Annotated in this window: 25 protein-coding genes and 1 tRNA gene; 11 read left to right on the top strand and 15 right to left on the bottom strand. The window is 62.2% G+C overall.

Annotated elements, in window-relative coordinates:
* Position 1: 1 nt before the first annotated feature.
* Both ACWGRX_RS09215 and pdxR read left to right on the top strand, forming a co-directional pair.
* Positions 2–781 carry an aldolase gene (locus tag ACWGRX_RS09215; RefSeq protein ID WP_291638120.1) on the top strand — a complete coding sequence of 260 codons (780 nt, stop codon included), beginning with the start codon at positions 2–4 and terminating at the stop codon, positions 779–781.
* Positions 782–995: 214 nt separating this feature from the next.
* Positions 996–2,435, top strand: a complete 1,440-nt coding sequence (pdxR, locus tag ACWGRX_RS09210) for a MocR-like pyridoxine biosynthesis transcription factor PdxR (protein WP_452117289.1) — start codon at positions 996–998, stop codon at positions 2,433–2,435.
* A gap of 126 nt (positions 2,436–2,561) precedes the next feature.
* Here the strand turns inward: pdxR and ACWGRX_RS09205 are convergent, their stop codons facing one another.
* The 5 genes from ACWGRX_RS09205 to ACWGRX_RS09185 all read right to left on the bottom strand — a co-directional run bounded on the left by ACWGRX_RS09205 (position 2,562) and on the right by ACWGRX_RS09185 (position 7,991).
* Positions 2,562–4,025, bottom strand: a complete 1,464-nt coding sequence (locus tag ACWGRX_RS09205; protein WP_452117288.1) for an L-lactate permease — start codon at positions 4,023–4,025, stop codon at positions 2,562–2,564.
* Between the two features lie 124 nt (positions 4,026–4,149).
* On the bottom strand, positions 4,150–4,992 hold the full coding sequence (gene pdxY / locus ACWGRX_RS09200; protein ID WP_452117356.1) for a pyridoxal kinase: 843 nt from the start codon (positions 4,990–4,992) through the stop codon (positions 4,150–4,152).
* A 79-nt stretch (positions 4,993–5,071) separates the two neighbouring features.
* Entirely contained in the window at positions 5,072–6,010 is a 939-nt protein-coding gene (locus ACWGRX_RS09195; protein ID WP_452117287.1) for a heme o synthase, read from the bottom strand.
* Positions 6,011–6,109: 99 nt separating this feature from the next.
* Positions 6,110–7,723, bottom strand: a complete 1,614-nt coding sequence (gene ctaD, locus ACWGRX_RS09190; RefSeq protein WP_452117286.1) for a cytochrome c oxidase subunit I — start codon at positions 7,721–7,723, stop codon at positions 6,110–6,112.
* A 109-nt stretch (positions 7,724–7,832) separates the two neighbouring features.
* Complete coding sequence (locus tag ACWGRX_RS09185) at positions 7,833–7,991, bottom strand: hypothetical protein (protein ID WP_452117285.1); 159 nt, start codon at positions 7,989–7,991, stop codon at positions 7,833–7,835.
* A 233-nt stretch (positions 7,992–8,224) separates the two neighbouring features.
* Here ACWGRX_RS09185 and ACWGRX_RS09180 point away from each other — a divergent pair, with 233 nt between their 5' ends.
* A complete protein-coding gene (locus ACWGRX_RS09180; protein ID WP_291638115.1) occupies positions 8,225–8,491 on the top strand; it encodes a YMGG-like glycine zipper-containing protein in 267 nt (88 codons plus the stop codon).
* Positions 8,492–9,003: 512 nt separating this feature from the next.
* Here the strand turns inward: ACWGRX_RS09180 and ACWGRX_RS09175 are convergent.
* Positions 9,004–10,011 carry a helix-turn-helix domain-containing protein gene (locus ACWGRX_RS09175; RefSeq protein ID WP_452117284.1) on the bottom strand — a complete coding sequence of 336 codons (1,008 nt, stop codon included), beginning with the start codon at positions 10,009–10,011 and terminating at the stop codon, positions 9,004–9,006.
* A gap of 676 nt (positions 10,012–10,687) precedes the next feature.
* Here ACWGRX_RS09175 and ACWGRX_RS09170 point away from each other — a divergent pair.
* Positions 10,688–11,839 carry a hypothetical protein gene (locus tag ACWGRX_RS09170; RefSeq protein ID WP_452117283.1) on the top strand — a complete coding sequence of 384 codons (1,152 nt, stop codon included), beginning with the start codon at positions 10,688–10,690 and terminating at the stop codon, positions 11,837–11,839.
* An 11-nt stretch (positions 11,840–11,850) separates the two neighbouring features.
* Positions 11,851–12,879, top strand: a complete 1,029-nt coding sequence (locus ACWGRX_RS09165; RefSeq protein WP_452117282.1) for a hypothetical protein — start codon at positions 11,851–11,853, stop codon at positions 12,877–12,879.
* A gap of 466 nt (positions 12,880–13,345) precedes the next feature.
* On the opposite strand, the gene ACWGRX_RS09160 is transcribed toward ACWGRX_RS09165, so the two are convergent.
* A complete protein-coding gene (locus tag ACWGRX_RS09160) occupies positions 13,346–14,053 on the bottom strand; it encodes a recombinase family protein (protein WP_452117281.1) in 708 nt (235 codons plus the stop codon).
* Between the two features lie 823 nt (positions 14,054–14,876).
* On the opposite strand from ACWGRX_RS09160, the gene ACWGRX_RS09155 reads away from it, so the two are divergent.
* Positions 14,877–15,062 carry a helix-turn-helix domain-containing protein gene (locus ACWGRX_RS09155; protein ID WP_452117280.1) on the top strand — a complete coding sequence of 62 codons (186 nt, stop codon included), beginning with the start codon at positions 14,877–14,879 and terminating at the stop codon, positions 15,060–15,062.
* A 223-nt stretch (positions 15,063–15,285) separates the two neighbouring features.
* Positions 15,286–16,452 carry a reverse transcriptase domain-containing protein gene (locus ACWGRX_RS09150; protein WP_452117279.1) on the top strand — a complete coding sequence of 389 codons (1,167 nt, stop codon included), beginning with the start codon at positions 15,286–15,288 and terminating at the stop codon, positions 16,450–16,452.
* A 1-nt stretch (position 16,453) separates the two neighbouring features.
* On the opposite strand, the gene ACWGRX_RS09145 is transcribed toward ACWGRX_RS09150, so the two are convergent.
* Together ACWGRX_RS09145 and ACWGRX_RS09140 are read right to left on the bottom strand one after the other, a co-directional pair.
* Positions 16,454–18,211: a DUF6538 domain-containing protein gene (locus tag ACWGRX_RS09145; RefSeq protein ID WP_452117278.1), complete on the bottom strand. Its 1,758-nt coding sequence runs from the start codon at positions 18,209–18,211 to the stop codon at positions 16,454–16,456.
* A 91-nt stretch (positions 18,212–18,302) separates the two neighbouring features.
* Positions 18,303–18,378 (bottom strand) — tRNA-Ala (locus ACWGRX_RS09140).
* 110 nt (positions 18,379–18,488) lie between these two features.
* Here ACWGRX_RS09140 and ACWGRX_RS09135 point away from each other — a divergent pair.
* The 4 genes from ACWGRX_RS09135 to ACWGRX_RS09120 all read left to right on the top strand — a co-directional run bounded on the left by ACWGRX_RS09135 (position 18,489) and on the right by ACWGRX_RS09120 (position 20,842).
* Positions 18,489–18,779 (top strand): YggT family protein, encoded by a 291-nt coding sequence (locus tag ACWGRX_RS09135; protein WP_291638112.1) that lies wholly within the window; start codon positions 18,489–18,491, stop codon positions 18,777–18,779.
* A gap of 4 nt (positions 18,780–18,783) precedes the next feature.
* Positions 18,784–19,098: a DUF167 family protein gene (locus ACWGRX_RS09130; RefSeq protein ID WP_452117277.1), complete on the top strand. Its 315-nt coding sequence runs from the start codon at positions 18,784–18,786 to the stop codon at positions 19,096–19,098.
* 70 nt (positions 19,099–19,168) lie between these two features.
* Entirely contained in the window at positions 19,169–19,864 is a 696-nt protein-coding gene (locus ACWGRX_RS09125; protein WP_452117276.1) for a carbonic anhydrase, read from the top strand.
* 300 nt (positions 19,865–20,164) lie between these two features.
* A complete protein-coding gene (locus tag ACWGRX_RS09120; RefSeq protein ID WP_452117275.1) occupies positions 20,165–20,842 on the top strand; it encodes a cold-shock protein in 678 nt (225 codons plus the stop codon).
* A 56-nt stretch (positions 20,843–20,898) separates the two neighbouring features.
* On the opposite strand, the gene ACWGRX_RS09115 is transcribed toward ACWGRX_RS09120, so the two are convergent.
* From ACWGRX_RS09115 to ACWGRX_RS09090, 6 genes are all read right to left on the bottom strand, one after another.
* Complete coding sequence (locus ACWGRX_RS09115) at positions 20,899–21,441, bottom strand: MOSC domain-containing protein (protein WP_452117274.1); 543 nt, start codon at positions 21,439–21,441, stop codon at positions 20,899–20,901.
* A gap of 112 nt (positions 21,442–21,553) precedes the next feature.
* On the bottom strand, positions 21,554–22,042 hold the full coding sequence (gene bfr / locus ACWGRX_RS09110) for a bacterioferritin (RefSeq protein ID WP_291638107.1): 489 nt from the start codon (positions 22,040–22,042) through the stop codon (positions 21,554–21,556).
* 110 nt (positions 22,043–22,152) lie between these two features.
* Positions 22,153–22,440 carry a (2Fe-2S)-binding protein gene (locus ACWGRX_RS09105; protein ID WP_291638106.1) on the bottom strand — a complete coding sequence of 96 codons (288 nt, stop codon included), beginning with the start codon at positions 22,438–22,440 and terminating at the stop codon, positions 22,153–22,155.
* The gene (irrA, locus tag ACWGRX_RS09100; protein ID WP_291645821.1) at positions 22,437–22,970 is read right to left on the bottom strand and encodes an iron response transcriptional regulator IrrA; all 534 of its coding nucleotides are present in this window, start codon (positions 22,968–22,970) and stop codon (positions 22,437–22,439) included. Before irrA ends, ACWGRX_RS09105 begins: the two co-directional genes overlap by 4 nt.
* Before the next feature lie 170 nt (positions 22,971–23,140).
* Entirely contained in the window at positions 23,141–24,724 is a 1,584-nt protein-coding gene (locus ACWGRX_RS09095) for a DHA2 family efflux MFS transporter permease subunit (RefSeq protein ID WP_452117273.1), read from the bottom strand.
* A gap of 156 nt (positions 24,725–24,880) precedes the next feature.
* Positions 24,881–26,083, bottom strand: a complete 1,203-nt coding sequence (locus tag ACWGRX_RS09090) for an HlyD family secretion protein (protein WP_452117272.1) — start codon at positions 26,081–26,083, stop codon at positions 24,881–24,883.
* Positions 26,084–26,185 lie beyond the last annotated feature (102 nt).

Raw genomic sequence — 26,185 nt, 5'->3', positions numbered from 1 at the left:
CATGCAGACCGAAGACAGTTTCACGCTCGACAAGGCCAGCCTGATGGAGCGCTCGCAGGAGGCGATGCGGTCCCATCTCGACGAGGGGAACTATTCCCTGCGCGAGAAGATCGCGCTGACCTGCCGTATCCTCTTCCATAACGGCCATGATTCCGGACTCGCCGGCCAGATCACCGCGAGGCAAGCACCGGGCACTTATCTCACGCAGCGGCTCGGTCTCGGCTTCGATGAAATCACGCCGGCCAATCTTCTCGTCGTCGACGAGCATTTGAAGGTGGTCGAAGGCGAGGGGATGCCCAACCCCGCCAACCGCTTCCATTCCTGGGTCTACCGGGCCCGGCCGGATGTGAACTGCATCGTGCACAGCCACGCTTTCCATACGGCCTCGCTGAGCATGCTGGAGACACCGCTCGAGGTCTCTCACATGGACAACTGCATCCTCTATGACGATGTCGCCTTCGTGCCGAAATGGCCGGGCGTGCCGGTCGGCAATGACGAGGGCGAACTGATTTCCGGTGCGCTCGGCGACAAGCGCTCGCTCCTCCTCGCCCATCACGGCCTGCTGGTGGCTGGACGGACGGTCGAGGAAGCCTGCGTGATTGCGCTCGCCTTCGAGCGGGCCGCCAAAATGCAGCTGGCTGCGATGGCGGCCGGTGCGATCCAGCCGATCAACCCGGCGTTGGCGACCGAGGCACGCGACTGGATCAATACGCCCAAGCGCAACAGCGTGGCGTTCGCCTATTACGCGCGCCGGACCATCAAGGCGCATGGCGGCTTCTAGCCGCCGGCGGGGGCGGCCGGCATCCGACGCCCCGCGCTCATGAGGCGCCCGACCGGTGCTTAGCTGCCGCCGGTGGTGGGCCGGAAGCGGGCAATTCGATCGCGATCCGGCCCAGCCAAATTACATCATCATGGCTCATTGCATCATCCGGCTGCGATGTGGCAGCGAAACGCAGCCAGGCGCATCGGGTGATGTGGGCATTGTGGTGTGATCTATGGGAAAAGGAACGACACTCGCGGTCGAGGTGAGGCCCGAAGGACGCGAGCCGATCTTCCTGGCGCTCGCCCGCGCCATCATCGAGGAGATCGATCGCGGCCGGCTCAGGCCGGGAAGCCCGCTCCCGGGAACGCGGGCGCTGGCGCGGGCGCTCCAACTCAACCGCAACACCGTCGATGCCGCCTATCATGAGCTGACCATGCAGGGCTGGCTCGCGACCGAGCCGTCGCGCGGGACCTTCGTCGCGACCGATCTTCCTGACGGTATTCGCGCGCCGCCGCCCGCTCGCCGCGTTCCGGTACCGGAGCCGGCGGCGCCCCGCCCGGCCGGACGTCCGATGCTCAAGCTCTCGGACGGCTATCCCGATGTCCGCCTGCTTCCGACGACGGCCTTCGCGCAGGCGTTCCGGCGGGCCTTGATGAGCCACGCCTTCGCCTCGGGCGGGTCTTACGGCGATCCGCGCGGCAGCGGGATGCTGCGCGAGGCGCTGTCGGCCTATCTTCGCGACGAGCGCGGGCTGGCGAGCTCGGCCGACGACATCCTCGTTGCCAGGGGCAGCCAGATGGCGTTGTTCCTCGCGGCATCCGCGGTCGCCGAACCCGGCACCGCGATCGCCGTCGAGCGGCCGGGCTATCCGCTGGCCTGGTCGGCCTTCCGCGCCGCCGGCATTTCGGTGATCGGCGTCCCCGTCGATGGCGGCGGCATCGATGTCGAGGCGCTCGAGAGGCTGGCGAACGGCAACCGCAATCTGCGCGCGGTCTATGTCACGCCGCATCACCAGTATCCGACAACGGTGACGCTGGGCGCCGCCCGGCGCCTGCGCCTGCTGGAGATCGCACGGCAATATTCCCTGGTGGTGATCGAGGACGACTACGATAACGAGTATCGCTTCGACGGCCGGCCGATCCTCCCGCTTGCGGCGCGCGCCAGCGACGAGCTGCCGATCATCTATCTGGGTTCGCTCTCCAAGCTGCTGGCGCCGGGTATCCGCGTCGGCTATGCCGTCGCGCCGCCGAAACTGCTCCGGCCGATGGCGGATCGCCGGGTTTCGCTCGATCGTCAGGGCGATCTCGCGCTCGAAAACGCGCTCGCCGACCTGCTGGCGGATGGCACCATCAAGCGGCATGCGCGCAAGGCCCGCCGCATCTATCACGGTCGTCGCGACCATCTGGCGGGATTGCTGGTGGAGCGATTCTCGCAGGTCGCCGAGTTCTCGCTGCCGGCTGGCGGCTTAGCGATCTGGCTGCGCTTGCTGGGAGGGATCAGCGCCGAGACCTGGGCGACGAACGCCGCGCGGCTAGGCCTTTCCGTCCTTCCCGGGCTGAACTTCGAGCTCGAGACGGCCCGGCCCCCGGAGGCTTTCCGGCTCGGTTTCGCGAGCCTGGACGAGCGCGAACAGATGCGGGCGATCGATATCCTCGCCCGGTCCATGCCCTGAGCATTCTCGAGCGCAGCGGACACCGGGCCGCATGAAGAAAATGCGATAAAACAACGAGTTGGGATATTTCCGCGTTTCGGGGAAACGCGGAAATATCCAGTTGGGCGCTTGGCCGTGCCGCGGCGCTCAGACCAGCCGCAGCGCGATCAGCACCGAGGCCGGCAGGAGGACGCCGATGACGACCAGCGCAAAAGGGGTCATGGCGCGATAGGCCTCCCTTTCATGGCCGGGGGTGCCGGCCAGGCCGCAGACGATCGACATGCGCACTGGCGAGACCATGTTGAGCGACAGGGCGGCGCTATGCTGGAGCGCAGCGACCGCGGCCGTATTGAGCGCCGCTTCCTGCGCCAGGCTCACCTGCGACACCATGAATAGGCCGTTTGCGGCATTGCCGCTGTTGGCGAGCGCCCCGAAAACGGCCGAGATCTGTGGCGTCAGGATCAGCGCCCAGCGTCCGAACAGGTGATAGAGGCCTTCCGCCAGACCGCTGGCGATCCGGGACTCCGACAGGATCTCGGCCATCATCGAGAAGGCGATGACGGAGAGGACCGCGAGCCGTCCGGTGGTCCAGGCGGCCTGCGCCTCCTTGGCCAAGGCGCCGGCCTGCCCGCGCAGCAGTCCGGTCAGGACGGCAGCGACCACGAGCCACGTCCCGGCATGGAAGAGCGGCGACCAGGACGGCGTGCCGACGAAGGGCGAGAGCCGCAGGCTGTCCTCGAGCAGGCGGTGCAGCGGCGGTGCCAGCCTGGTGATCACCAGCCAGCCGATCAGCAACACGAAGGGCAGGACCTTGCGGAAGACTTCGGCCAGGCGACGCCGGTCCGGCCGCTCATCGATCAGGTAGCGCAGCGCGATGATCGGCCCATAGGCGCCGAGCATCGCGGTCTCGGGGCCGATCAGCGCCGTCGCGCCAATCAGGAGCGCGACGCTGCCTGCAAGCCAGAGCGCCTCGCTCCGCTTCTCGCTGGCCTCCGCTGCGATGCCGGCCTGGGCGGCGAGGCGCCAATAGAGCGGCAGCCAGAAAAGATTGAAGGCGACGAGGAACAGGCTGCAATGGACCGCGAGCGTGGTCGGGTCGGTCCGCGCATAGGCTGCGGCGATGATGGCGCCGCTGCCCATGCCGCCCCAGAGGATCATGGTCTGGCTGATCAGCGAGAAGCAGACCAGATGGATCGGCGAAAGCCCGAGACGACGGATCAGCAGCAGGGTTCCGATGATGCCGATCCCGAAGCCGGTCGCGGATTCGGCGAAGGGGCCGATCAGGAAGCAGGCCCTGAACAGCAATCGGCGCCGGCCAGCTTCGGCGCCGATCCGCGCCTCCTCCGTGACGACGCTGTCGCCCGGACGCATCGCCATCTGCCAGAACAGCAGGCCTCCCAGAATATAGGGAACCACGACCCAGCCTATCCAGGCGCCGCGGAGCATGGCGATGCCAGCCTGCGCCGCTTTGAAGTCGACCGGCGCGGTGGTGAGCGCGACGATCAGGGCAAGCGCGATGCCGATCACCGAGGCCGCGAGCGTGCCGACCCGGCCGCTGGCGATTGCACCGATCACCGCCAGGGCCGGCAAGGTCCAGATCAGATAGGTCAATTCGCGTCCGCCTCCAGCGGGCCGTTCTCGCCAGCGGCGGAGCTCGCCGATGTCTTCGCCCCGATCGCACCTGGCAAGGTCGAGCCGCCGCCCGCGTCCGGAAATGCCCGATCCTGCATACCCGCTATGAAGCGGCCGCTTCGGCGGGCGCCGGAGGCGGCCGATCGGCAAAGCGGAAGCCGGTGATCGCCATTTCGGCCGTGGTGCAGGCCTGGGTGCGCTCAAGCACCGAGAAGACCTCCATCGTGGCGCCCTCGGCAGCACGCAACAAGGCCTCACCGGCGCAGAGGCGGGCGGTCAACAGTGCGGTGAACAGATCGCCCGTGCCGCAGGGCCGGATCGGCAGGCGTCGCACCGCGGTGCGCGACATGCCCGTCGGCGACCAGGCCACGGTTTCGACCGAGCCGGAAGCGGTATCGTTAAGCACGCAGCCGGTGACGACGGCCGCCTGGCTGCCATTCCGGCAAAGCGTCGCCATGGCGTCGGCGATGCCGTCCATCGAGCGGGCCTCGGTGCCGGCGAGCAGTTCGAGTTCGTATCGGTTGGGCGTGATCAGCGAGGCCTGCGGGACGAGGCGCTCGCGGAAGATCTCGACCAGGCCCTCCGCAACGAAGACGCCGAGATCGTCGTCGCCCATCACGGGATCGCAGATATGCAGCAGCCCGGGGGCGCGCTGCCGGGCACGGGCGATGAAATCGGCGACGATTTCGGCATTCGCGACTGAGCCGAGATAGCCGGTGATGATCGCCGCCGCGCTGTCGAGCAGGCCCCGTTCCTCGACGCCGCGCAGGAGACCGGCGACGAGCTCCGGGCCGAGGATCTGGCCGTGCATGGTCGGGTAATGCGGATGGTTCGAGAACAGGGCGGTGGGAACGGCGGCGACCGAGAGGCCTTTCGCCTGCATCGGAAAGACCGCGGCGCTGTTGCCGACATGGCCGTGCACGACCTGACTCTGGATTGAGATCACCTGCAAGATTGCTTCCTTTCTCGCGCCATGCCGCTGCGATCGGCGTGAAAATCCGCTGCCGGACGGTGCCTGCGTTTGGCTAGCGCAGGCCCGCGACGGTGCTTTCGACAAGCAATGTCGCGAAGAGCGCGAAGAGATAGAGGATCGACACCGCGAAGAGCCGGCCGGCGGCGCGATCGGCACGCCGGCGCTCGACGTCGTCGCGCAAGGCCAGCGCGCAGAGCAGCATCGCCGCGCCGCCGATGCCGGCGACGGCAAGGTAGGCGATGCCGCCGAAGCCGAGGAGAAAGGGGCTCGAGGAAATGCCGACAAGGATCAGGGTGTAGGCGAGGATCTGCCGATGCGTCGACTTCGTGCCCGCGACGTTCGGCATCATCGGAATGCCGGCACGCGCGTAATCATCGGCCTTGATCAGCGCCAGGGCCCAGAAATGCGGCGGCGTCCAGAAGAAGATGATGGCGAACAGGCTGATCCCGATCAGGTCGATCTGACCGGTCATGGCGACCTGGCCGATCAGCGGGGGCAGGGCGCCTGCCGCGCCGCCGATGACGATGTTCTGCGGCGTCGAGCGCTTCAGCCAGAGCGTGTAGATCACGCCGTAGAAGAGAATGGTGAAGGCCAGGAGCAGCGCCGCGAGCCAGTTCGCGACCAGGCCGAGAACCATGACGGAGCCGGTGGCGAGGGTGATCGCGAAGCCCAGCGCCTCGTCGCGCGTCACCCGCCCGGCCGGGATCGGGCGCTGGCGGGTCCGGCTCATCAGGGGGTCGAGATCGGCATCGCCGACCATATTGAGCGCGCCCGAGGCTCCGGCGCCGACCGCGATCGCCAGGAGGGAACACAATGCGACCAGCACGGGCTGGCCCTGGCGCGCCAACATCATGCCGACCAGCGCGGTGAAGATCACGAGCGACATCAGCCTTGGCTTCATCAGGGCGAAATAATCGCCGGGAAGCGCCATGGAGGGCACCGGGATCGGCCGCGCCGGGACGGGCAATTGGCGAAGATTCTTCGTGATCATCGTCTTCTCCGGGAGCATGTGCGCCGCTGCGCCTGGACGCAGCGGAGCCGATGCGAAGGAGGGCTGGGGTCGGTCGCGCCGACGCGGTGCGGCCGGCCGTCAGGGCTCGGAAGGCGCCTTCGGCAGCGTCGCGTACTGATGGAAGGGCGGCGGCGAGGGCAGGGTCCATTCCAGCGTGGTCGCGCCTTCGCCATAGGGATTGGCCGGTGCCGGCTCCCGGCGGATCAGGACGACATAGAGCATGGCGAACAGGAAGAAGATCACGCCGGCGGCGAAGATATAGGAGCCGAAGGAGGAGATGCGGCTCCATCCGGCATAGGCGTCGGGGTAATCGACATAGTGGCGCGGCATGCCGGCGATGCCGGAGAAATGCATCGGGAAGAACAGCATGTTCGAGCCGATGAAGGCGATCCAGAAGTGTAGCCGGCCGATCCAGTCGGGGATCATGTAGCCGGACATCTTGGGGAACCAGTAATACCAGCCGCCAAAGATCATGAACACGGCGCCCAGCGAGAGAATGTAGTGGAAATGGGCGATGACGTAATAGGTGTTGTTCAGCGTGCGGTCGATTCCGGCATTGGCCAGAACGATGCCGGTGACGCCGCCAATGGTGAAGACGAAGATGAAGCCCAGCGCCCAGTACATCGGCGCGGTGAAACGGATCGATCCGCCCCACATCGTCGCCACCCAGGAGAAGATCTTGATGCCCGTCGGCACGGCGATGACCATGCTGGCGAAGGCGAAATAGGCCTGGGTGTTGAGGGAGAGGCCGACGGTGAACATGTGGTGCGCCCAGACCACGAAGCCGACCACGCCGATCGCCACCATCGCATAGGCCATGCCGAGATAACCGAAGATCGGCTTCCTGGAGAAGGTCGAGATGATGTGGCTGACGATCCCGAAGGCCGGCAGCACCATGATGTAGACTTCGGGGTGGCCGAAGAACCAGAACAGATGCTGGTAGAGGAGCGGGTCGCCGCCGCCGGCCGGATCATAGAAAGTCGTGCCGAAATTGCGGTCGGTCAGCAGCATGGTGATCGCGCCGGCGAGGACCGGCAGCGAGACCAGGAGCATGAAGGCGGTGACCAGCATCGACCAGGCGAAGAGCGGCATCTTGTGCATGCTCATGCCGGGCGCGCGCATGTTCAGGATCGTCGTGATGAAGTTGATCGCCCCGAGGATCGAGCTCACGCCGGCGATATGCAGCGCCAGGATGCCGAAATCGAAGGCCGGGCCGGGATGGCCGGCGACCGAGAGCGGCGGCACCATGGTCCAGCCGCCGCCGACGCCGCGGGATCCGGGCGCGCCTTCCGCGAACATCGAGATGACGAACAGGACGAAGCCACCGACGAGCAGCCAGAACGAGATGTTGTTCATCCGCGGGAAGGCCATGTCCGGTGCGCCGATCATCAGCGGCACGAACCAGTTGCCGAAACCGCCGATCAGCGCCGGCATGAGCACGAAGAAGATCATGATCAGGCCGTGGCCGGTGACGAAGACGTTGAAGGTCTGGGGGTTGCTGAACCATTGCAGGCCGGGCTCCTGCAGTTCGAGCCGCATCGCCACTGAGAGGAAACCGCCCAAGAGGCCTGCGCCCAGCGAGAACAGCAGATAGAGCGTGCCGATATCGTTGTGGTTGGTCGAGGCGAACCAGCGTCTTGCGAAGCTGGGAACCGCGTGATCCCGGTTCAGCTCCTCGGTCTTGATGGCCATGGCTTTGAACTCCGACCCTGGCGTGAGCGTCGCGGCGCATCGGAGCGCCGCGACATCGCTGCCTAGGACCGTGTCCAGCGGCCGATAAGAGCCAGTTCCGGTTTGGCTTCTATGCCGGTCGCCCGGCGAGGGAGCGGCGACAGGCCGGTTTGGCGCGCAGCCTGGCCAGGATCGCGCCGGCGTCCCGTTTCGGCTGCGGCACGGGATGGCAGAGTTGCTCGATCAGGCCGGCGCGCAGCATCAGGGTCAGCCTTTCGTTCAGCCGCATGCCATCCGCCGAGAGAGGGCAGCACGCCACTGCCAGCAGGTCCGCGATCAGGCAAGCGTCCGATGCGTTCCTCGCTGCGCTGACATTCAAGAGCTCCCCGTCGAGCGATATCCGGCGGTTAGGAACGTATTGCACATTCATTGGGACGCTGCGCGATGGAGGTTCTGAGCGTCCGGTCTAAATATTGATCTGTCCTTAGCCGTGCTCGCACCCTGGCATCTCGAGAGGCCGTCATGATCCGAACTGTCGTTTTCCTTGGCCTCGCTATCGCCCTCGCGGGCTGCAATACCGATTCTCAATCGCAGCGGACCCTTGGGGGTGCAGCGATCGGCGCCGGCGGCGGCGCTCTCATCGGTGCAGCGGCAGGCGGGGGGCGTGGCGCCGCGATAGGCGCCGTCGCAGGCGGCGTGACCGGTGCATTGATCGGCCGCGCGACGACCCCGAACAACTGCATCTATCAAGATCGGAACGGCCGCAGGTTTACCGCGCGCTGCCCCTGAGAAATCTGGTTGGGAGATGCGCTCGTCAGAGCGTCCAATAAATAGGCGCCACCGTCAGGGCGGCGCCTGAATGATCTGAAGCGTCGTTCGGCCAGCGGCAGCTAGCGGCAGATGACGTTCTGCCCCCTCATCGTGCAGGTGCTGACAGGCCGCTGCTCATCAGGTGGCGGGTCGTATGTTCCCGCTCCGACAGGCACATAGCTGTGCCCATCGCTTTGCATCGGATCGACGCCAGGAGCGCCCGACCAATTGCTGACACCTGCGCATCCCGCCAGCAGCAGGCAGCACATCATCGTGGCAAACTTCTTCATGCCCTGCCCCTCGACAGTTTGATCCTGCCGTGATGTGGAGGGGATGTCACGGCCTCTTCAGGCGGACATCCCTTCCCCGTTTCGTTCCGCTGTTTCGGCGCCATAGCCAATCAGCGTAATGCTGCGCCGATCAAAATGCGCAATGACCGCGCATTTGCGGGTAAGAGAGCGAGCCGGCGAATGGGAGCCCGGCGCTCCACCTCAGAAATGGCGAAGGCAATCGCCCAATGTCCCGAACTGCGGGCTCCGAACGTTCCTGGGCCGCGCGATCGAGCCATGGCCCGCTAGCGCGGCTGCCCTCACATCACTCGGGCTGACGCCAAATTCCAGCTTGAAGGCGCGCGCGAAACCGGAACCATCCGGGAAGCAGAACGATTCAGCGATGGATCTGATGGAGTCTTCATTCGACACATCCGACAGTTCGGCATGTGCCTGGAGCAGTCGCAGCCTCTGGATGTATTGCGCTATGCCGCCGTCATTCTTGAGCAGGCGATACAGCTGACTGCGAGACATGCCCAACTCGCGGCAAAGGCTCTCCGGCCCAAGAGAAGGGTGTCGAAGATGCTTTACGATGGCCTGCTTCGCCTTCTCGCGCCGATTTAGCAGGATCTGCCGGGCAGCATGAGGATCGGCCGAAGGCGACAGGCAGGCGAGTATCATCGCCTTTGCGGCTTCCATTAGCTTCGGGGTATCGGCCGGCGTCAGGTCGCGCAAGCTCCGCTCAAGCAGGCGGATATAGTCGCCGAGCAATCGACCGAGTGGTGTGTTCAGAGGCGTTCCCTGAACCGCGTCGAGCACGCAGGCCAGATCGCTGAAGCTGTCCCTCGGCAGATAGAGTTGGAGCCGTTCATCCTGCGCCCGCTGGCTCACCAGTTCCTGTCCCAGCGATGCGACGAATGGAATGCCTGCCGGAACCTCGAATGCGATGCCTCCCGCACTGATGCCGAACGTCTTTCGTCCACCCACCGTGATAACCCAATGGTCGATCGGATTCCGCCGCAGCAGAGCTTTCGACCTGACGGCCCGAAGTGCTGGAGCAGCAACCCGGCTCAGTGACATGCTTCCGAACGACCAATGTACGCTCTTGGCGGAGAAGCCTAGTTCCGGTTCCAAGACATGAAGGTCAAAGACCGTATCGAACCATCCCTGCCATGCATCAAGTTGCTGCGAGATCGGAAGTCCGTGTGTCGAGATTTCGATCGGTTCCAAGGTAATACCTGTGGTGACGCTCCCATTATATCGGCATAGGCCCTCAATCGTATCATTTCACGTGGTTGCGGCCGTGCGTCAATCTACACCTTCGTAAGGGAAGGGGCGAGTGGGTGGATCGGTCAGGCAATGGCGCAAGCCTGGTGACACATGGCCCCTCCAACGCAGGCAGCGCCGTCATGCCGCCGGCCCTATGTCAGGCGCTCAGGCTGGGGGTCGGGGCCCGTTGTCGACACGGTGCGACGCAAACGAATGGGACTGGCCCCGAATCGGCAAGGCAATCGTCCAGTGCCAGGCACCGACAGGGTGCCTCCAAGATGCCAGCCATGACGGGCGGGTGTTGGGGAAAATGTTGGGGCAGGTGGTGCAGGCTTCGGATTATTTCCAGCAATCTCAACGCATTAGGCGAAAAGATTGGTGGAGCTGAGGGGAAGCAGCTCAAAACCCAAAAAAGCAAGCAAATTCAGCGCATCCTCGTCGCGCTCGTTTGCGATGTATACCACCTTTGTATCTTCTCAGGCCAAGTTTTTTCGGTCGATGACTAGCAAGGGCGTCGCCGCCCCTCACTCTCTCATTGACGCGCCGCGCGACCCACCGCATTTTCCAGTTTGATAAACGCCTTCGATATCCCACACGGATTTGAAGTGCCAGATAGTGCCGCCAAGGACATTCTTAAATGTTATTTACACCGCTTGCTTTAGAGTTTGACCGTCGCATTTCCGGCTTTTGCGTTACCGCACGCGCTGATTACGAGTGGTTTCTGCGGGCAGCGGAAGATAGTCTTGAGAATCTAGAGATCCAGCGCAAAATCATTTCTGGAACCAAGGCCTATGCGACATTGCGTGCGGACATTCGACGTGGGTGCGTTCTTCCCCCGCTTGTGCTTGCGGCGAACAACGTCACGCTCCCGGTCGGGTTGGACCGGCTGAGGACCGTTTGGTCTCAACGAGAGGAACAAAGCCTTTTAGAAAGCCTCACGGCCCAGCTAAATGGACTCAAATCGACAGATGTTCAAATTATCGATGGTCTACAGCGCACGAACGCGCTGCTCGAAATCAGGTCGGGATTGAAACCTGAGGAGCTCGACGAGTTCAACGCGCGCCACTTGCGCTTCGAGATTTGGCTGAACTTACCCTTCCAAGCCATCGCCTACCGGATGCTTTTGCTGAACGCAGGCCAAAAGCCGATGTCGATGAAGCATCAGATCGAAATCTTGAGTCGTGGCCTTAAGGAGGACCTAAGCGGCATTCCACGTATGGAAATCATCTCATCCAAAGATAACAGGCGCCGAGTGAGTGCAGGGCAGTTTCATTTGGCCAAAATCGCCCAAATGTTCCAGGCTTGGCTGCAGGGTTCCCCAAATATCGATATCGCGAACTCCGTGATGGAAGAATTGCTCGCCGACTCTGCCATTAGTACCCTTGGTCTTTATTCTGCTTCTGAGCAAACGCACAACATCGACACTTTCAAGAACCTGATGGAATGGACGGTAGAGGCCGATCATTTCCTTGCATCGGCAGTGCCACCAATCCCGGATGCTCTCCAGTTCTTTGGTAATGATACCGTTCTGTTAGGTATCGCGGCTGCGGTAGGCCGCGCGACGGACGTCAATGCCGTCGAGCTGCTACGAACGGTTATTCAAGGCGATCCCCATGAGGATCCGTTGGGGACCCAGATGTTTGCGCGTATCCGCACCGGTATTAATCCATCTAAACGCAACGTCGGCGCTGCCACTCGCGAACTAGTATTTCATACATTCCGTCAGTTTTTTCTGAATAGGGGGCAAAGCCCCCTTCGGGAATGTTGGGAACTTGCTGGAAATTATTGAGAGCGCGACCTGTGCTTAATTTACGCCTAAAGAGTCTGCTTGGCCTTAATCAGGACGACGAGCTGTCGTCATTTTCAGCAAATGGGCAATGTGGCTTCATTGTAAATGACGACATTGCCGATTTGCTAAATAATATTGCTGATGATGAAACCGAATACACTGTCGAGTGGCACCAACTAGAAGCCCCGGCCGGCAATTGGTTTTACAGCGAGATGTTTGATTCGGGAACTATCATTGAGGTGGTGGTTGTTCCTGCAACGCTCGCGGAGAGGGCCCCGACAAAAGCCGAGCTTGCAATCCTAAATGCCCTCAATTGGTCGGATGATCTTTGCGATCCGGCACAGAACCTCCAATTAAAGACAAATATTCTGGTTTTTATCGCCCATCGCCGGGAGCCCGACGCTTCTTATATAAAGGAACTCTTTAAAGGTCTTTTTAGATCAAGTGTCGCTGGGGCTGCCTGGCAACCTTCACTGCTTGCAGCGAGCCAAGCATGGTGTAGAAATGAGGCGACAAACACAAGTCGACCTCGCACACTAATTTCGAGACATATTGCGGATGCCTATCGCCGCACCGAACCTTCAATGAAGTTTCTCGCCCTTTATAAGGCCCACGAAGCCGAGTATTTATTCGCGATATTTCGAAAGGTCGAAGCTGACTTCTTTCTGTCCCCGAAAGAAGCGATGACGGTCGCCTCCAAATCCCTGGAAGCGGAGGTCAAGCAGCTCATTTCGACGATCGAAGAGCGTCAACTGACGGCCGATTTCGAGAAAATCTGGCAGACAATCGATACCATGCGGGGAGCTAACAGTTTTGTCGACGCTGTCTGCGCGCGGTTAGGCTCAAGTGAGGCTGGACGGGTACCATTAGAGGCCACCTGGAAGCGGGGAGCTGGATTTGTTTATCAAATGCGCTGCGCTATCGTTCACTCGGCATCGGGGGTCATTTTTGAGAACTTCACCGACGCGCAGCTGGCAGTCGAGGCGGTCTTGCCAGCAATGGAGACCAGCGCGTTGCGCCTGCTGTCGATCGACATCTGAATTTATGCTCTCAGCCGCCTCGATTTAATCGGTATGCCCCGACGCCGCTTCTGCCTGGGGGCAGATCACGGCACCTCGTCGACTCCCATTGATAGGAAAGAGCTTTTTGCAGGTACCTGCAAAGCAGCGACGTGGCGGCCACCACTACATTGTTACTAAGCGTACGTCAGGGACTATGTTGTGTCACAGGAACCGTTCATTGGGCATTGATCCCTACAAAAGTATCCGCCACTCTTAAATTTGGCCGTTTCAGTACTTATATTTGATTTTAACTCATTGAAATATTGTCGTATTACATCGTAATATGTGCTTCCTAAAATTGAATGTATACTACGATGCGTGCCTATAGGTACGATCAAATTTATCCTACCATGTGTTGTATTATGTATGCGCGTAGTAATACAGACACTGCCATCCGACAAAAATTTCCTAGATTTTATTGCAACTTAGCATATGGCCCGGCCTCTTATCGCTCTCCTCGGTTTTGAAGCAGAGCAATGCGGCTCAGGACGTTACTGACCTGGCTGCTGTTCCACACCCCGCCCCTTGCAGTCGGGATGCCTCGCCGTGTTAGCTCCTGGCCGATAGAGCGTAGGGAGAAATGACCATCCAACTGGATAGCTTGCACCGTCGCGGTGAGATCGCCCGCCCGCTGATCCGCAAGGGCCGTCTGTGCGGCTCGTGCGCGCTCACAGTCGGCTGCTGTGCCGGAACGTCCCCGGTAGCCCCCTAGCTTTGTTCCGCGAGCCCGGGCGGCCTCTAAAGCCGCTATTGTGCGGGCAGAGATGGCAAGGGCTTCGTGCTCGGCTACCGCAGCAAGGATGTGGATCGTGAGGCGGTTCGCTGTCGGAAAATCACAAGCCACGAATTCGACGCCGCTTTCCATGAGATCTGAGACGAAAGCGACGTTCCGCGCCAGCCGATCGAGCTTGGCAATGACGAGCGTTGCCTTATGCAGCCGACATGCGGTGAGGGCTGCGGTCAACTCGGGCCGATCAGAGCGCTTGCCGCTCTCGATCTCGACAGTTTCGGAGATCAGGGTCCAGGCTCCGCCGTTTAGATACTCATGGACAGCGGCGCGTTGAGCTTCGAGGCCGAGACCGCTGCGACCCTGTCGGGCCGTGCTGACCCGATAGTATGCGATGAACTTTCCCGAGGGCATTGCGCTGTCCATTTATATGCATCGGTGGATGCATATGTTTGAACACATTATTGAAGTCGGTGCAAAATATTTATCCTGGTGAAATCAAAATATTTATAGATCTGAATAAGGATCAGAAGATATTTTTTTAATGTATTCCGTCATCCAGAAATTGTAATCTGCAATACTTTGCACGCACTCATAAGGCATATTAGAGGCCCATTTAAAGGTCTCTGTTCGCCGTTGAATTTCTACATTTTCTGCGTTAAGTTTCATCAATCTGGCAGACATTCTTGATAATTCTAAAGCTGTTGGCTTGGGCTTTTCCGGGCATTGTCGTGTTAGGCTACTTGACGTCTGACACGCAGATAGAAAAATAGAAGCGATGATAAATACTTTATGAAATCGCATATTTAGGTACCTCCGCAAGCGTATTCGGTTAAATATTCAATAAATGACACCAAAACTAGCGATAAAGCTGGAGTTTGCCATCTAGCTTGTTCGGTGCAATTTGATCATTCGGTCTAGTTGATCGATGCGCTCGCGATACTGCAGGTATAGCGCTTTGCCTGAGGGCGCTGGCCGCGGCCAGCAACCTTAGCATGCGGCCGCTGCGACCACCTTGCTCACGGCGTCGAAAGCCGCAGCCACACTGGCTTTTCCTGCTTTCCTACCGCGGACCATTTTGGAGTGATCAGAATCCCCAAGTTCACCGGCTCCTGCGTTGAAAGTGGTAATGCAGATCGATATGACGGCCAAAGTGGCGATGGGCCTGATAGGAATCATAGCAAGTTAGCGCGTTCTCTGTGCACTATAATGCGCAGCTCAAAAATGCACGATCGGCACGTCATGCGGCATGGACGTGCGGCGGCTGGTTGGAGAGAACGTAAGGCAATACCGGCTCGCCGCTGGCGTCTCTCAGGAGGAGGTCGCGGTTAGGATGGGCATGGGCCGAGCTTACGTAAGCGGGTTGGAGGTCGCAGAGACCCAACCGTTCTTACATGTGGCACGCTTCGCTCGCACTCGGCATCGATCTGCCTAGGCTGCTGAGCGAAAACAAATTTTCGCAGAGCTGATATTCGCGCTTGTTTATTGCAGGTCACCTGCAATAACACTCTCCCCCCGAATACGCTTATAATTCGGCTTATTTATGTTCATTTTCGTCAAAGTGGCATCATAATACGTGTTGTAGACAGATCTTTACTGTTGTCATTTGCCGGCGCCGGCTGAATGCTATGTGCGATTCTTGGCGTAGGGAGGCGCCCGTGCATTTCGACGAAGCAGGCATCAAAGCGGAACGCGCGCGGCGGAAGATCCGCTCAGCGCAGGTAAACGGCCGCCAGCGCGCTCTTGCATCGGCCCTTCGATCCTATGTCCGAAATCGCGCCGTGGCATATGAAGCCGCCTACCGTGAGCTTGGGCCGCACGCCGAACTTGACATCATCGTGACCGCGGTGTCGCGACTCAATTTATTTGCTCCCGACACAAGCCCAATCTTCTTTTGGCGGGTTCAGAAGCGACGTGGCGGTTGTAGGGTTGTTCACCGTCTTACGCTCCATGGCCGTATGCGTCAGATAATACTGAAGGACGCCATCGAATGCAGCTTTCAGCCAAATGAACATCTATTTCTGATCAAAACGCGTGGTCGTGACCGTGAGGCGCGTCTTATTCTCGATGCGCTGCGGTCTGGATATCGATTTGGCGTCCGCGCCGATATTCGCGACGCCTTCCAAAACGCTAACGCATTAAGCGCGTTGCGTAATACGCCCCTGCCCAAGTCCGTAATACGGAACAACCTCGTATATGACGGCAGGCAATTTATACACGATTGGAGGAAGGAGGCAGGTGCCGGATACGCGCATAGGCAGACATATTACAACATACCATCGGGGGGATCAGCGGGGCTCATTCAAGGCGCTGCTACCTCATCGGTCATTTTTGCAGTTTTGCTGAATGACATGCCGGAAGCGTTCTCTATGGATATCCGGCTATTCGTTTACGGCGACGACATTTTGGTCCTCGCTCGCAACGAGGATGAGCGTGCCGCAGCTCGTGCTATCCTTGAGCGTTACATACTAACGCACCCTGCCGGGTCCTTCCGAATGGTGGTTCAAGACGTTGACGCTCGCAGAGGTTTCGATTTGATCGGGTACGGATTTCGACCTTCGATTATGGCGGAGCAAATCGAGATCGTACCAGACACCCGGCAGATCCTCGCGACCCAGGACAGGCTACGCCTGTTGGTCGAAATGAATATCCACCGCGGATGGGACCCTAAGAAAGGTGGAACAGTCGCGTTGCGTAATACCAAGCGAGGCTGGCCAGCCGTAAGCGACTTGGAAGATTTCCACGAAGATATGCTGCTCTGGATGGACGTTGAAGGTGAAGCGTATCGCAAAGCGCTGGTCAAGGGGTTACGAGACGCCAACTGAGCTAAAATATGTGCGGTTCGGCTTTTCCGTAGTTAACCTTCTGTAGAAACCTGTTCATGTGTTCGATCCATCGGTCGCTTAGTTCGCCCCCGTAGTGATCGGCTAGGCCGGCCTTGCTGGACCACCCACCAAGCCTAGCGGCGATTTCCAGCGGGGTATCAGCGTGGCGCAGCGCTTGTCTAAACGTGTGGCGAAACGCGTGAAAATCGACGCCTGCCGGATAACCCGCCCCTCGCATTTGGCGGGTTATCCATTTCGATACCTTCGCTCCGTAATGGCCATACTTGGAGGCTGTGAGGTCTGGAAATAACTTTCGATGCCCTGCTCTTCGAACTGCCGCGACATAATCGAGAAACCTGGCATTGCGAAGCCGATCGTGGACAGGGACGGCCTTGCGACTGGCAACGTTCTTAAGCTGCTTATCGGCCGCGTCGTCGGTGACGAGGAAATAATGAACGCCCGACTGCGTCTTCCGAATGTCGCTCACGTCGAGCTGGCAGATTTCGTTTTGACGCATGCCGGTGAAAAGGCCGATGCGCGGCACCCAATACCGTGTCGCATCAGCTAGACCCTCGCGCGGATCGGATCCAAATTTCATCCGGTCATACCGGCGCATGAACGGCTCAAGGCAAATCCGCTCAAGAAGCTCCTCGTTGAAATCGACGCGCTCACGGCGCCGGTTTGGCGTCAGTGATTTGAGGCCATTGGCGGGATTGCGGTCGATTTTCCAATTGTCTAGACCCCATTCCATCATCTCGCGGAGAGCGCCCAAGTATGTTTCCTGAGTAGCCCGAGCGATGGTGCGAAGCTTCTTTGCCTTCGCCTGCGCGGCGATCGCGCCAAGCGGTTCCGTCGCTGCGAAGCGCTTGGTAAGGTCGCGCGGCAGCTCCGCTAGCAGATCGCGAAATTTCGCGCACATGCTGGGCGTGAGAGACGCTGCGTTCGTGTCGCTACCGAAATGACGAAGGATAAGGCTATGCGCGGCGGCAAGCTGAGCTTGGCGCTGAGCCCTGACTGTTCCTTTGGCGTGCTCCGCTAGCCTCAGCTTCGAAAGCTCGGCTAGGGTGACGCCCTGGCTTCTGTCATCGGCCGTGGACGGAGTTTCTGAGGGCTTTGCAGGCGCCTGCAAACGAAACACCGGGTCCAATCCCGCACCCGAATAGTCGCCGTCGAGGAAACTCAACATCCGCCGTTCAATCTCCAAAAGCGCTCGACGCAGGAGATCGCGGAAGGGGCCGTTTATCGCGTGCCGCAGATTGTGGATCGGGCCGAGATCAGGATCGTCAAAGCGATTCTCAGGGCAGAGTGCGACGGCAACCGTCTGGAGCCGGTGAATCGTAAAATCATCGGACGGATCCCGGAGGGCTTCAAACGTTGCGACGATCTCGGCACGAGCTTTTTCGCGCGAACCGGGCTCCTGCTTCCAGCGCTTCCTTGAGAGCGCTGCCCGCCGCAGGGGTGTTTCGGATGAGACATATTCGCGCACGCGCGCCTTCAACGCGTTGAGCTTAAGGGGAGCTGGCGGGACAAGGGGAAATGCACCCGTCTGAAGCTCGATCCGCTTCGCGTCGATCACCTCATCGTAGCGGACGTTTGCTGCATTGAGCCTTCGCCTAGCTTCGTGGAAGTCGCGCGTCTCCAAACTCTCTTTGAAGTGCGGGAAACCGAACGCCTCGACCAAATCAGCCGGAACGCGGCGCTGGAGGTAATAAATTCCATTCCGCTTGGTGGTGCCGGGGATGCGTCGCACGTCTTCCATGCCTCGATGTATACCACGTTCGTGGCCCATGCCGACACAGAAGACGTTGAATTTGCTAGTTTCTTCGGGCCACCAACCACTTAAGAGTGTTTGGTGGAGCTGAGGGGATTCGAACCCCTGACCTCTGCAGTGCGATTGCAGCGCTCTCCCAACTGAGCTACAGCCCCGAAGCGCTGGCCTTCTAGGCCCTGCGTTGCGCTCCTGTCAATCGCTTCCGACAGGAACATTCTTCGGGCGGGCGATCCGCGCGCCGGACGGTTTTCAGAGAGGTCCTTTGATGCGTTCCGTTCTCGATGTCGTGATGCTGGCGCTGAACCTCTATGTCTGGATCCTGATCGCTTCCGCCGTGCTCAGCTGGCTCATCGCCTTCAACGTCGTCAACACGCGCAACCAGTTCGTTTCCTCGGTCTGGGATTTTCTCTACCGCATCACCGAGCCGGCGCTGCGGCCGATCCGCAACATGCTGCCCAATCTCGGCGGCATCGACATCTCGCCGATCATCCTCTTGCTCGGCATCTTCTTCATCCAGAGCGTGATCACCCGCTACATCTATCCCAACGTTTTCTAGCCGCATGGCCGCGTGGTCCATCGCGCCGGATGGGCTTGCGATCGCGATCCGTCTGACGCCGCGCGGCGGACGCGACAGTCTCGATGGGGTCGAGACGCTGGCCGATGGCCGGCAAGTATTGAAGGCGCGGGTCAGGGCGGCGCCGAGCGAGGGCGAGGCCAATGCGGCGCTGGTCGCACTCCTGGCCAAGGAATTCGCCATCTCCCGTTCGCAGGTGTCACTAACCGCAGGCGCGAGCGCGCGCCTGAAGCGTGTCCTCGTTCAAGGCGATGGGGCGGCGCTGGCGGCACGATTGCAGAAGCGGTTTTGCGAGATTTGATGCTGCGTTGCAGTAGAAACCTGCGAATCGGCTCTTGACGAAGGCGCTCGGCTCCTGTCCCAACTAGGGCATGGACCCAGCTTCATCGCCGCACTTCCCCGAGCGCCTGACCGAAGGCTATCGCGCCTTCCTCGACGACCGTTTCGTGCGCGAGCAGAGCCGATACGAGCAGCTCGCCGAATCCGGCCAGACGCCGAAGATCATGCTGATCGGCTGCTGCGATTCGCGCGTCTCTCCGGAAGTGATCTTCGACGCCAGCCCCGGCGAGATGTTCGTCGTCCGCAATGTCGCCAATCTGGTGCCGCCCTTCTCGCCCGACGATCAGCTGCACGGAACCTCGGCGGCGCTCGAATATGGGGTGCAGGCGCTCAAGGTCGAGCATATCGTCGTGCTCGGTCATGGTCGCTGCGGCGGCATCCGCGCCTTTGCCGACGATGCGCAGGGGCCGCTTTCACCGGGCGACTTCATCGGCAAGTGGATCACTTTGATCGAGCCGGCTGCCCGGCGTTCCGGCGGCCGCGGCCGCAACGAGGATTTCGCGGGCTATGTCGAGCGGCTGGCGCTGGCCTCGGTCCAGCAATCGCTCGACAATCTGCGGACCTTCCCCTGCATCAAGATCCTCGAGGAAAAGGGGCGCCTGCATCTGCATGGCGCCTATTTCGCGGTCGCGACCGGCACGCTGATGCTGCTCGACCCGCAGACAGGGCAGTTCATCCCGGCGGTCGGCGAGATGCCGAAGAAGGTCCAGGGCATACGCTGCGACTGAAGGGCAGCGCGGAAAAGCGGCTCCGGCTTACGATTTCGTGCACGGCCTTGTGCCGGCCTGGCTTGCGGGCCCGGTCGAAAGGGCGTTTCCTACCGGAGCAGTGCCTTGCCCCTTGCGAGCGGGCTAGAGATTCGCGATCGAAGCCCGCTTTCTGCCCCTGGGGAAAGAGAAGGCGGGCAGGCAACGAGGTGTCGGCGGCAATGGTCGGCGGGCTCGATAATTTTGCTGCGCGGACCCGATGACGAAACGGCCGGCATGCGCTAGATTGCCGCCTCCCGGTCACAATTCACCTGAAGTTTCATGTTCGATCGACGCAAGCCCGCTGCCCCCGCTCCCTTCGTCACGCACGAAAACATCGAGGCCAAGATCAAGTGGTTCGACCCGGAGAAGGGCTTCGGCTTCGCTTCTCCGTCGGACGGCTCGGGCGATGTCTTCGTCCACGTCTCGGCCATCGGTCCGCTCGACGCGCAGGATCTCCAGCCCGGCGCCACCATCATCGCCGATCTCGGCGAGGGGCGGCGCGGCCTGCAGGTCGTTGCGGTCCACGAGATCGACGCCTCGACCGCGACCCCGGCCGCTCCGCGCGGCGGTGCCCGCCCGTTCTCGCCGCGCCCCCCGCGCGATGATTTCGGCGGTGGCTATGGCGGTGGTGGCGGTGGCTACGATCGTGGCGGCGGTGGCGGCTATGATCGCGGCGGCTATGGCGGTGGCGGCGGTTACGACCGTGGCGGCGCCGGTGGCTATGACCGTGGCGCGAGCGCGCCGATGGAGGGGCCCTTCGACGGTTCCGTGAAGTTCTTCAATGCCGATCGCGGCTTCGGCTTCATCGCCCCCGACCAGGGTGGCGCTGACGTCTTCCTGCATGTCAGCTCGCTGAGCCGCAGCGGCTTGCAGCCGCCGATGGACGGGCAGCGCGTGCGCTTCTCGATCCGCGCCGGCAAAAAGGGCCCGGAAGCGGCGAACGTCAGCTACGTCTGAGCGCTGCCGCGTTTCCGGTGAGGTTTTCGGGGCGGCGTGCCGAGAGGCGCGCCGCCTCAAACACGTTCGAGTGCCCGGTGGGGCGGGGCGGGGAGCATCAGCGCGACAGGATCGCCCGGCCTGACCTCGCCGCCTTTCAGCACGATCCCCATGATGCCCGCCTTGCGAATCAGGGCTCCCTTCGCGTCGCGGCCGAGCACGGCCTTGAGCAGGCCGGGCCGGAAGGCCTCGATCTGGGCGCAAGGGTTGCGCAGTCCGGTGATCTCGACCAGCGCATCGTCGCCGAGCTGCAGCCGGGTCCCGGTCGGTAGGGCGAGCAGGTCGATGCCGCGTGTCGTCAGGTTCTCGCCCATGTCGCCTGGCTTCAGGGCGAAGCCGGCCACCGCGAGCTCGTCGAAGAGTTCGGCGTGAAGCAGGTGGACCTGCCTGAGATTGGGCTGGGTCGGGTCTGCAGCGACGCGGGAACGGTGCTTCACCGTGACGCCGCAATGGGCGTCGCCTTCGACACCGAGCCCGGCGAGCAGGCGGATGGCGGGGAGCGCCGGCTTGCTGAAACGGTGCCGCTCGTCCCGGCCGACTGCGACGATCATACCCGTCATGGCGCCTTCCTTCGGCTGCTATGAGGCCCGTCCGTCAAACGAAAGAGCCGGCCCGCGGAACGGGGCCGGCTCCTGATATCGCCAGTCCTTGCAATGCTGGCATGACGCGCGTTCAGTGGTCGTCGCCCTCGAGGCCGCCGACATGCTTCTGGGTGTAGAGTTCGAGGCCGATGCGGCCGATCAGCTCGAGCTGGGTCTCGAGGAAGTCGATATGGCCTTCCTCATCCTTCATCAGCGCCTTGAACAGCTCTTCGGACGGATAATCCTGGACCTCACGGCAATAGGTCGCCGCTTCCTGATAGAGCGCGCGCGCCTCGATCTCGGCCTTGAGATCGCATTCGATGACTTCCTTGACGTTCTCGCCGATCCGCAGCGGGTCGAGCGTCTGCATGTTGGGGAAGCCTTCGAGGAAAAGGATGCGGTCGACGAAGCGGTCGGCATGGACCATCTCCTCGATCGATTCCTTCTTCCAGGTCTTGGCCATGTCCTTCAGACCCCAATTGTCGAGGATCCGGTAGTGCAGCCAGTACTGGTTGATGGCCGTGAGTTCGGAGCGCAGGCCCTTGTTGAGGTACTCGATGACCTTCTTGTCGCCCTTCATGGCAGCTTCCCTCGCAATGCCCACATTAGAATGATCCTAATGTAGGCCGGGCATTCTCAAAAGGGAAGCGCAGAATCCGGCTCGATAGTCCGCAGCTGCCGGGCCGAGGCTCAGGCAGCTGCGCGCTCGTCGGCGGTCTCGATTTCGGCCAGCATCAGGCCGACGGAGACGTGCACCGCGCAGTCGATCTCGCGGCTGGCGCAGCTGCTGCACTGGCTGGCGCAGGCGGCACGCGCCTCGGCCAGCAGGCTGCGCACCGCGCGGGCGCAGCGGCCGCAATCCGGGCTGCAGCCGAGGCAGTCATAGGCCTCACCTGCCGTCTTCGGCCCCGAGCCGTCCGAGGCGATGGTACTCTTGATCTGCCGGCAGGACAGGACGTTACAGGAGCAGACGATCACGCCCGGCCGCCCCCTGCGAGCTTGGCGACGTTCTCCTTGCCGTCGGCGCGACGCAGGCGGACGATGACCTCCACCGAGGACACCACCATGCCCTCCGGCGCCACCGGCAGGCCGCTGACCTGGATCTCCGAGCCGGGAATGTCGACGACCGTCTCGTCGTCCTCATTGTAGAAGTGGTGGTGCTCGGAGACATTGGTGTCGAAGAAGGTCTTCGGCCCGGAGACCGAAACCTGGCGCAGCAGCCCGGCCTCGGAGAATTGCCGCAGCGTGTTGTAGACGGTCGCCAGCGACAAGGGCTCGCGGGCGCGCAGCGCCTCCTCATAGAGCATCTCGGCGCTGACATGGCGGTCGCCCTTGGCGAAGAGCAGCCAGCCAAGCGCCATGCGCTGGCGCGTCGGCCGCAGCCCGACGCTGCGCAGGCGCGATTTCACGGCGCTGATCGGGCAGGCCGCCGGGACCTTCTGCGGCCACGGGATCTGGTCGGCCTGACTGCGCGTCGCCGCGCCATTCTTCAGGGACACAATGCTCATGAAACGCCTTCCAGACTCGCAGTTCTCGCGTCCTGTAGTTTAGAAAAAGTCTAAACTACTGATATTGTTGATATTTTTGCCTTCTCTCTCGCTCCGTGTCAATTCCTTGTGCCCTGCGGCAAGTCGCATCAGGGGATTGTCCGCAGTGCAGGCCGGAGCCGTGGCGGGCCTCAGTGGCCAGCTCCGTCCGGCGCGGCCTGACCCGGCTTGCGCATGAAGAGAGCGAGTACGACAAGGGTGGCGAAGACGAAGGTCAGGGCCAGAAAGATGTCGCCGAAGGCCATGACCAGCGCCTGCTTGTGGGCGCGCTGGTTCATCAATGCGAGCGCCATCGACTCGGCGGCGTCGCCATAATCGGCGAAGCGCTGGGTCAGCACGGCGAGGTTCTCCTCCGCCACCTGCCGGCCGGCGGCGACCGCCTCGTGCAGCCGGGCGATGTGCAGGTCGGTGCGGCTGTTGAGGAAGGTGTTGATCAGGGCCAGGCCGACGGCGCCGCCGAGATTGCGGGTCAGATTATAGAGCCCCGAGGCGTTCTTGAGCTGCTGCGGCGGCAAGGTGCCGAGCGCGAGGTTGTTGATCGGCACCATGCACAGCATCAGCGAGCAGCCGCGCAGGATCTGCGGCACGAGCAGCTCGTTGAAATCCCAGTCGGCGGTGACGAAGGAGGCGAGCCAGGTGCCGAGCGCGAAGCCGGCGAAGCCGATCATCATCATGATGCGCGGGTCGAGCTTGGCCGAGAGGCGCCCGGCGATCGGCGCGGTCAGGAACATGGCGAGGCCGGTGACGAACATGGTCTCGCCGATCATCAGCGCGTCATAGCCGCGGATGCGCCCGAGATAGACGGGGTAGAGATAGGTCAGCCCGTAGAGGCCGATGCCCATGGTGAAGGAGAACAGCGAACCGAAGGCGAAGTTGCGGTTCTGGAAGGCGTAGAGGTCGACCAGCGGATCGTCGCGCGTCAGCGCCCGCCAGAAGAACAGCACGCAGCCGACGAGCATCAGCCCGGTGAAGAAGACGATCTCATGACTCTGGAACCAGTCGAGCCTGGTGCCTTCCTCCAGCACGTATTCGAGGCTGCCGAGGAAGGCGGCCATGCTGGCGAGGCCGAGCCAGTCGAAGCGCTTGAGCAGGGAATGGTCGGGCTTGTCGAAGTCGATCAGCGTCCAGGCGGCGATCGAGACGCCGATGCCGGGCACGACATTGATCAGGAAGAGCCAGTGCCAGGAGAAGGCATGGCTGAGATAGCCGCCGATGGTCGGGCCGATGGTCGGGGCGAGCGTCGCGATCAGGCCGATCAGCGGCGAGACGATCGGCCGTTTGGAGGCCGGGAAGATGGTGAAGGCGGCGGCGAAGACGCCGGGGATCATGCCGCCGCCGATGAAGCCCTGCACTGCGCGCCACAGGATCATCTCGTTGATCGAGGTCGACATCGCGCAGAGCACGCTCGCGACGGTGAAGCCGGCGGCGGCGATGGTGAAGAAGACGCGGGTGGACAGCGCCCGGCTGAGATAGCCGGATAAGGGGATCATGATCACTTCGGCGATCAGATAGGCGGTCTGGACCCAGGCGATCTCGTCGGCCGAGGCGGAGAGCCCGGCCTGGATCTCGGCGAGCGAGGCCGAGACGATCTGGATGTCCAGGATCGCCATGAACATGCCGAAGACCATGGCCAGGAAGGCGAATATCCGCCTCGCCGGAATGGCGTCGGAGGCCGGCGGGGTACCGGCGGGGCTGGCAAGGGTCGCGGTGGCCATCACGGCCTCCCTGGCTTCTTGTTTGCGCAGGCCTCTTCCTGAGGAGCGGCGTCAGCCGCGGCGCGAAGGATGGTTCCAGGGGGCGCTGGAACACCCTTCGCGACGCCGTCCTTTACGGAACGGCTCCTCAGGATGAGGCCCCGCGGGCTGGCCGGCTCAGTGCGCCTGCGGCCGCGGATCGATCGAGACCACCACCGACATGCCCGGCCGCAGCGTGTGGCGGGCGATCGCCTCGGGCGCCAGCGCGATCCGCACCGGCACGCGCTGGACGATCTTGGTGAAATTGCCGGTCGCATTGTCGGCCGGCAGCAGCGAGAACACCGAGCCGGTGCCCCCGGCGATGCCGCTGACCGTGCCCTGGAAGACCTGGCCGGGCAGGGCGTCGACGGTGATCGTCGCCTTGTCGCCGATCTTCAGCGGGCCGACCTGGGTCTCCTTGAAGTTGGCGTCGACATAGACCTGGTCGAGCGGAACGATCGACATCAGCCGCTTGCCGGCGCTGACGAGGTCGCCGAGCTGGACATTGGTGTTGGCGACGAGGCCGTCGATCGGGGCGGTGATCCTGGTGAAGGAGAGGTCGCGCGCCGCCTTTTCCTCGGCGACCTTGAGCTCGTCGGCCTGGCGGGCGGCCTCGATGCGCTGCGCCTGCAGCACTTCGATATTGGCCTTGGCCTGCGCGACGCCGGCCTGGGCGCTGGCGAGCGCGGCGGCGGCTTGGTCGCGTGCGGCGGTGGCGGCGTCGAGGGTCGCCTGCGAGCCATAGGACTTGGCGGCGAGGCTGTTGGCGCGCTCGAAATCCGCGAGGCTGCGGGTCACCGCCGCCTCGGCCGAGGTCGCCTGTGCCTGCGCCTGCAGCAGGCTGGCCCGGGCCGCCTCGGTCTGGGCGTCGATGCGGGAGAGGGTGGCGGCAGCGGTGGCGCTCTTCGCCTGCGCGCTTTCGAGGGCGATGCGCTGGTCGCCATCGTCGAGGCCGACCAGCGGGTCGCCGGCCTTGACCTCCTGGTTCCGGGCCACGGAGACGGTCGCGACATTGGCCGCGAGCTTGGCCGAGATCGTCGCCATCTCGGCGCCGACATAGGCGTCGTCGGTCGAGACGATGAAGCGGCCATTGCGCCACCAGTCGAGCCCGAACCAGCCGCCGGCGGCGAGCACGGTCCCGGCGACGAGGATCAGGGCCATGCGCTTTATCGGCATGCGGCCGGCTGGTGGCCTGGCTGTGCTCTGCTCGCTACCCGGCGTCGCTTCTTCGGGCTTGCGGGCCTCGGAAGGCGGCTGCGCCGTCTCCAACCGGGCATCGACCAGCTTCAGTCGGTCGCGGCGGGGTTCGGCGTGCTTCTCGATGAGGGTGTCGGCCGACATGTGTTGCCCTGACGATTTCAATTCGAACCGATCGGTTCGATGAGGGCTTGAGATAGCGCCGGAAAAGAGGCATATCAAGGGCAAATCGAACTGCATGGTTCG

The organism is Allobosea sp. NPDC055594, assembly GCF_053618995.1.
This window is presented reverse-complemented; position numbering and strand designations above follow the sequence as displayed.

What these genes read in the sequence shown, in the direction of transcription:
- ACWGRX_RS09215 (WP_291638120.1), top strand. Translation starts at nt 2, where the DNA reads ATGCAGACCGAAGACAGTTTCACGCTCGACAAGGCCAGCCTGATGGAG.
- pdxR (WP_452117289.1), top strand. Translation starts at nt 996, where the DNA reads ATGGGAAAAGGAACGACACTCGCGGTCGAGGTGAGGCCCGAAGGACGC.
- ACWGRX_RS09195 (WP_452117287.1), bottom strand. Translation starts at nt 6,010, where the DNA reads ATGATCACGAAGAATCTTCGCCAATTGCCCGTCCCGGCGCGGCCGATC.
- ctaD (WP_452117286.1), bottom strand. Translation starts at nt 7,723, where the DNA reads ATGGCCATCAAGACCGAGGAGCTGAACCGGGATCACGCGGTTCCCAGC.
- ACWGRX_RS09185 (WP_452117285.1), bottom strand. Translation starts at nt 7,991, where the DNA reads ATGCGGCTGAACGAAAGGCTGACCCTGATGCTGCGCGCCGGCCTGATC.
- ACWGRX_RS09180 (WP_291638115.1), top strand. Translation starts at nt 8,225, where the DNA reads ATGATCCGAACTGTCGTTTTCCTTGGCCTCGCTATCGCCCTCGCGGGC.
- ACWGRX_RS09170 (WP_452117283.1), top strand. Translation starts at nt 10,688, where the DNA reads ATGTTATTTACACCGCTTGCTTTAGAGTTTGACCGTCGCATTTCCGGC.
- ACWGRX_RS09160 (WP_452117281.1), bottom strand. Translation starts at nt 14,053, where the DNA reads ATGGACAGCGCAATGCCCTCGGGAAAGTTCATCGCATACTATCGGGTC.
- ACWGRX_RS09155 (WP_452117280.1), top strand. Translation starts at nt 14,877, where the DNA reads ATGGACGTGCGGCGGCTGGTTGGAGAGAACGTAAGGCAATACCGGCTC.
- ACWGRX_RS09145 (WP_452117278.1), bottom strand. Translation starts at nt 18,211, where the DNA reads ATGGAAGACGTGCGACGCATCCCCGGCACCACCAAGCGGAATGGAATT.
- ACWGRX_RS09135 (WP_291638112.1), top strand. Translation starts at nt 18,489, where the DNA reads ATGCGTTCCGTTCTCGATGTCGTGATGCTGGCGCTGAACCTCTATGTC.
- ACWGRX_RS09130 (WP_452117277.1), top strand. Translation starts at nt 18,784, where the DNA reads ATGGCCGCGTGGTCCATCGCGCCGGATGGGCTTGCGATCGCGATCCGT.
- ACWGRX_RS09125 (WP_452117276.1), top strand. Translation starts at nt 19,169, where the DNA reads ATGGACCCAGCTTCATCGCCGCACTTCCCCGAGCGCCTGACCGAAGGC.
- ACWGRX_RS09120 (WP_452117275.1), top strand. Translation starts at nt 20,165, where the DNA reads ATGTTCGATCGACGCAAGCCCGCTGCCCCCGCTCCCTTCGTCACGCAC.
- ACWGRX_RS09115 (WP_452117274.1), bottom strand. Translation starts at nt 21,441, where the DNA reads ATGACGGGTATGATCGTCGCAGTCGGCCGGGACGAGCGGCACCGTTTC.
- bfr (WP_291638107.1), bottom strand. Translation starts at nt 22,042, where the DNA reads ATGAAGGGCGACAAGAAGGTCATCGAGTACCTCAACAAGGGCCTGCGC.
- irrA (WP_291645821.1), bottom strand. Translation starts at nt 22,970, where the DNA reads ATGAGCATTGTGTCCCTGAAGAATGGCGCGGCGACGCGCAGTCAGGCC.
- ACWGRX_RS09095 (WP_452117273.1), bottom strand. Translation starts at nt 24,724, where the DNA reads ATGGCCACCGCGACCCTTGCCAGCCCCGCCGGTACCCCGCCGGCCTCC.
- ACWGRX_RS09090 (WP_452117272.1), bottom strand. Translation starts at nt 26,083, where the DNA reads ATGTCGGCCGACACCCTCATCGAGAAGCACGCCGAACCCCGCCGCGAC.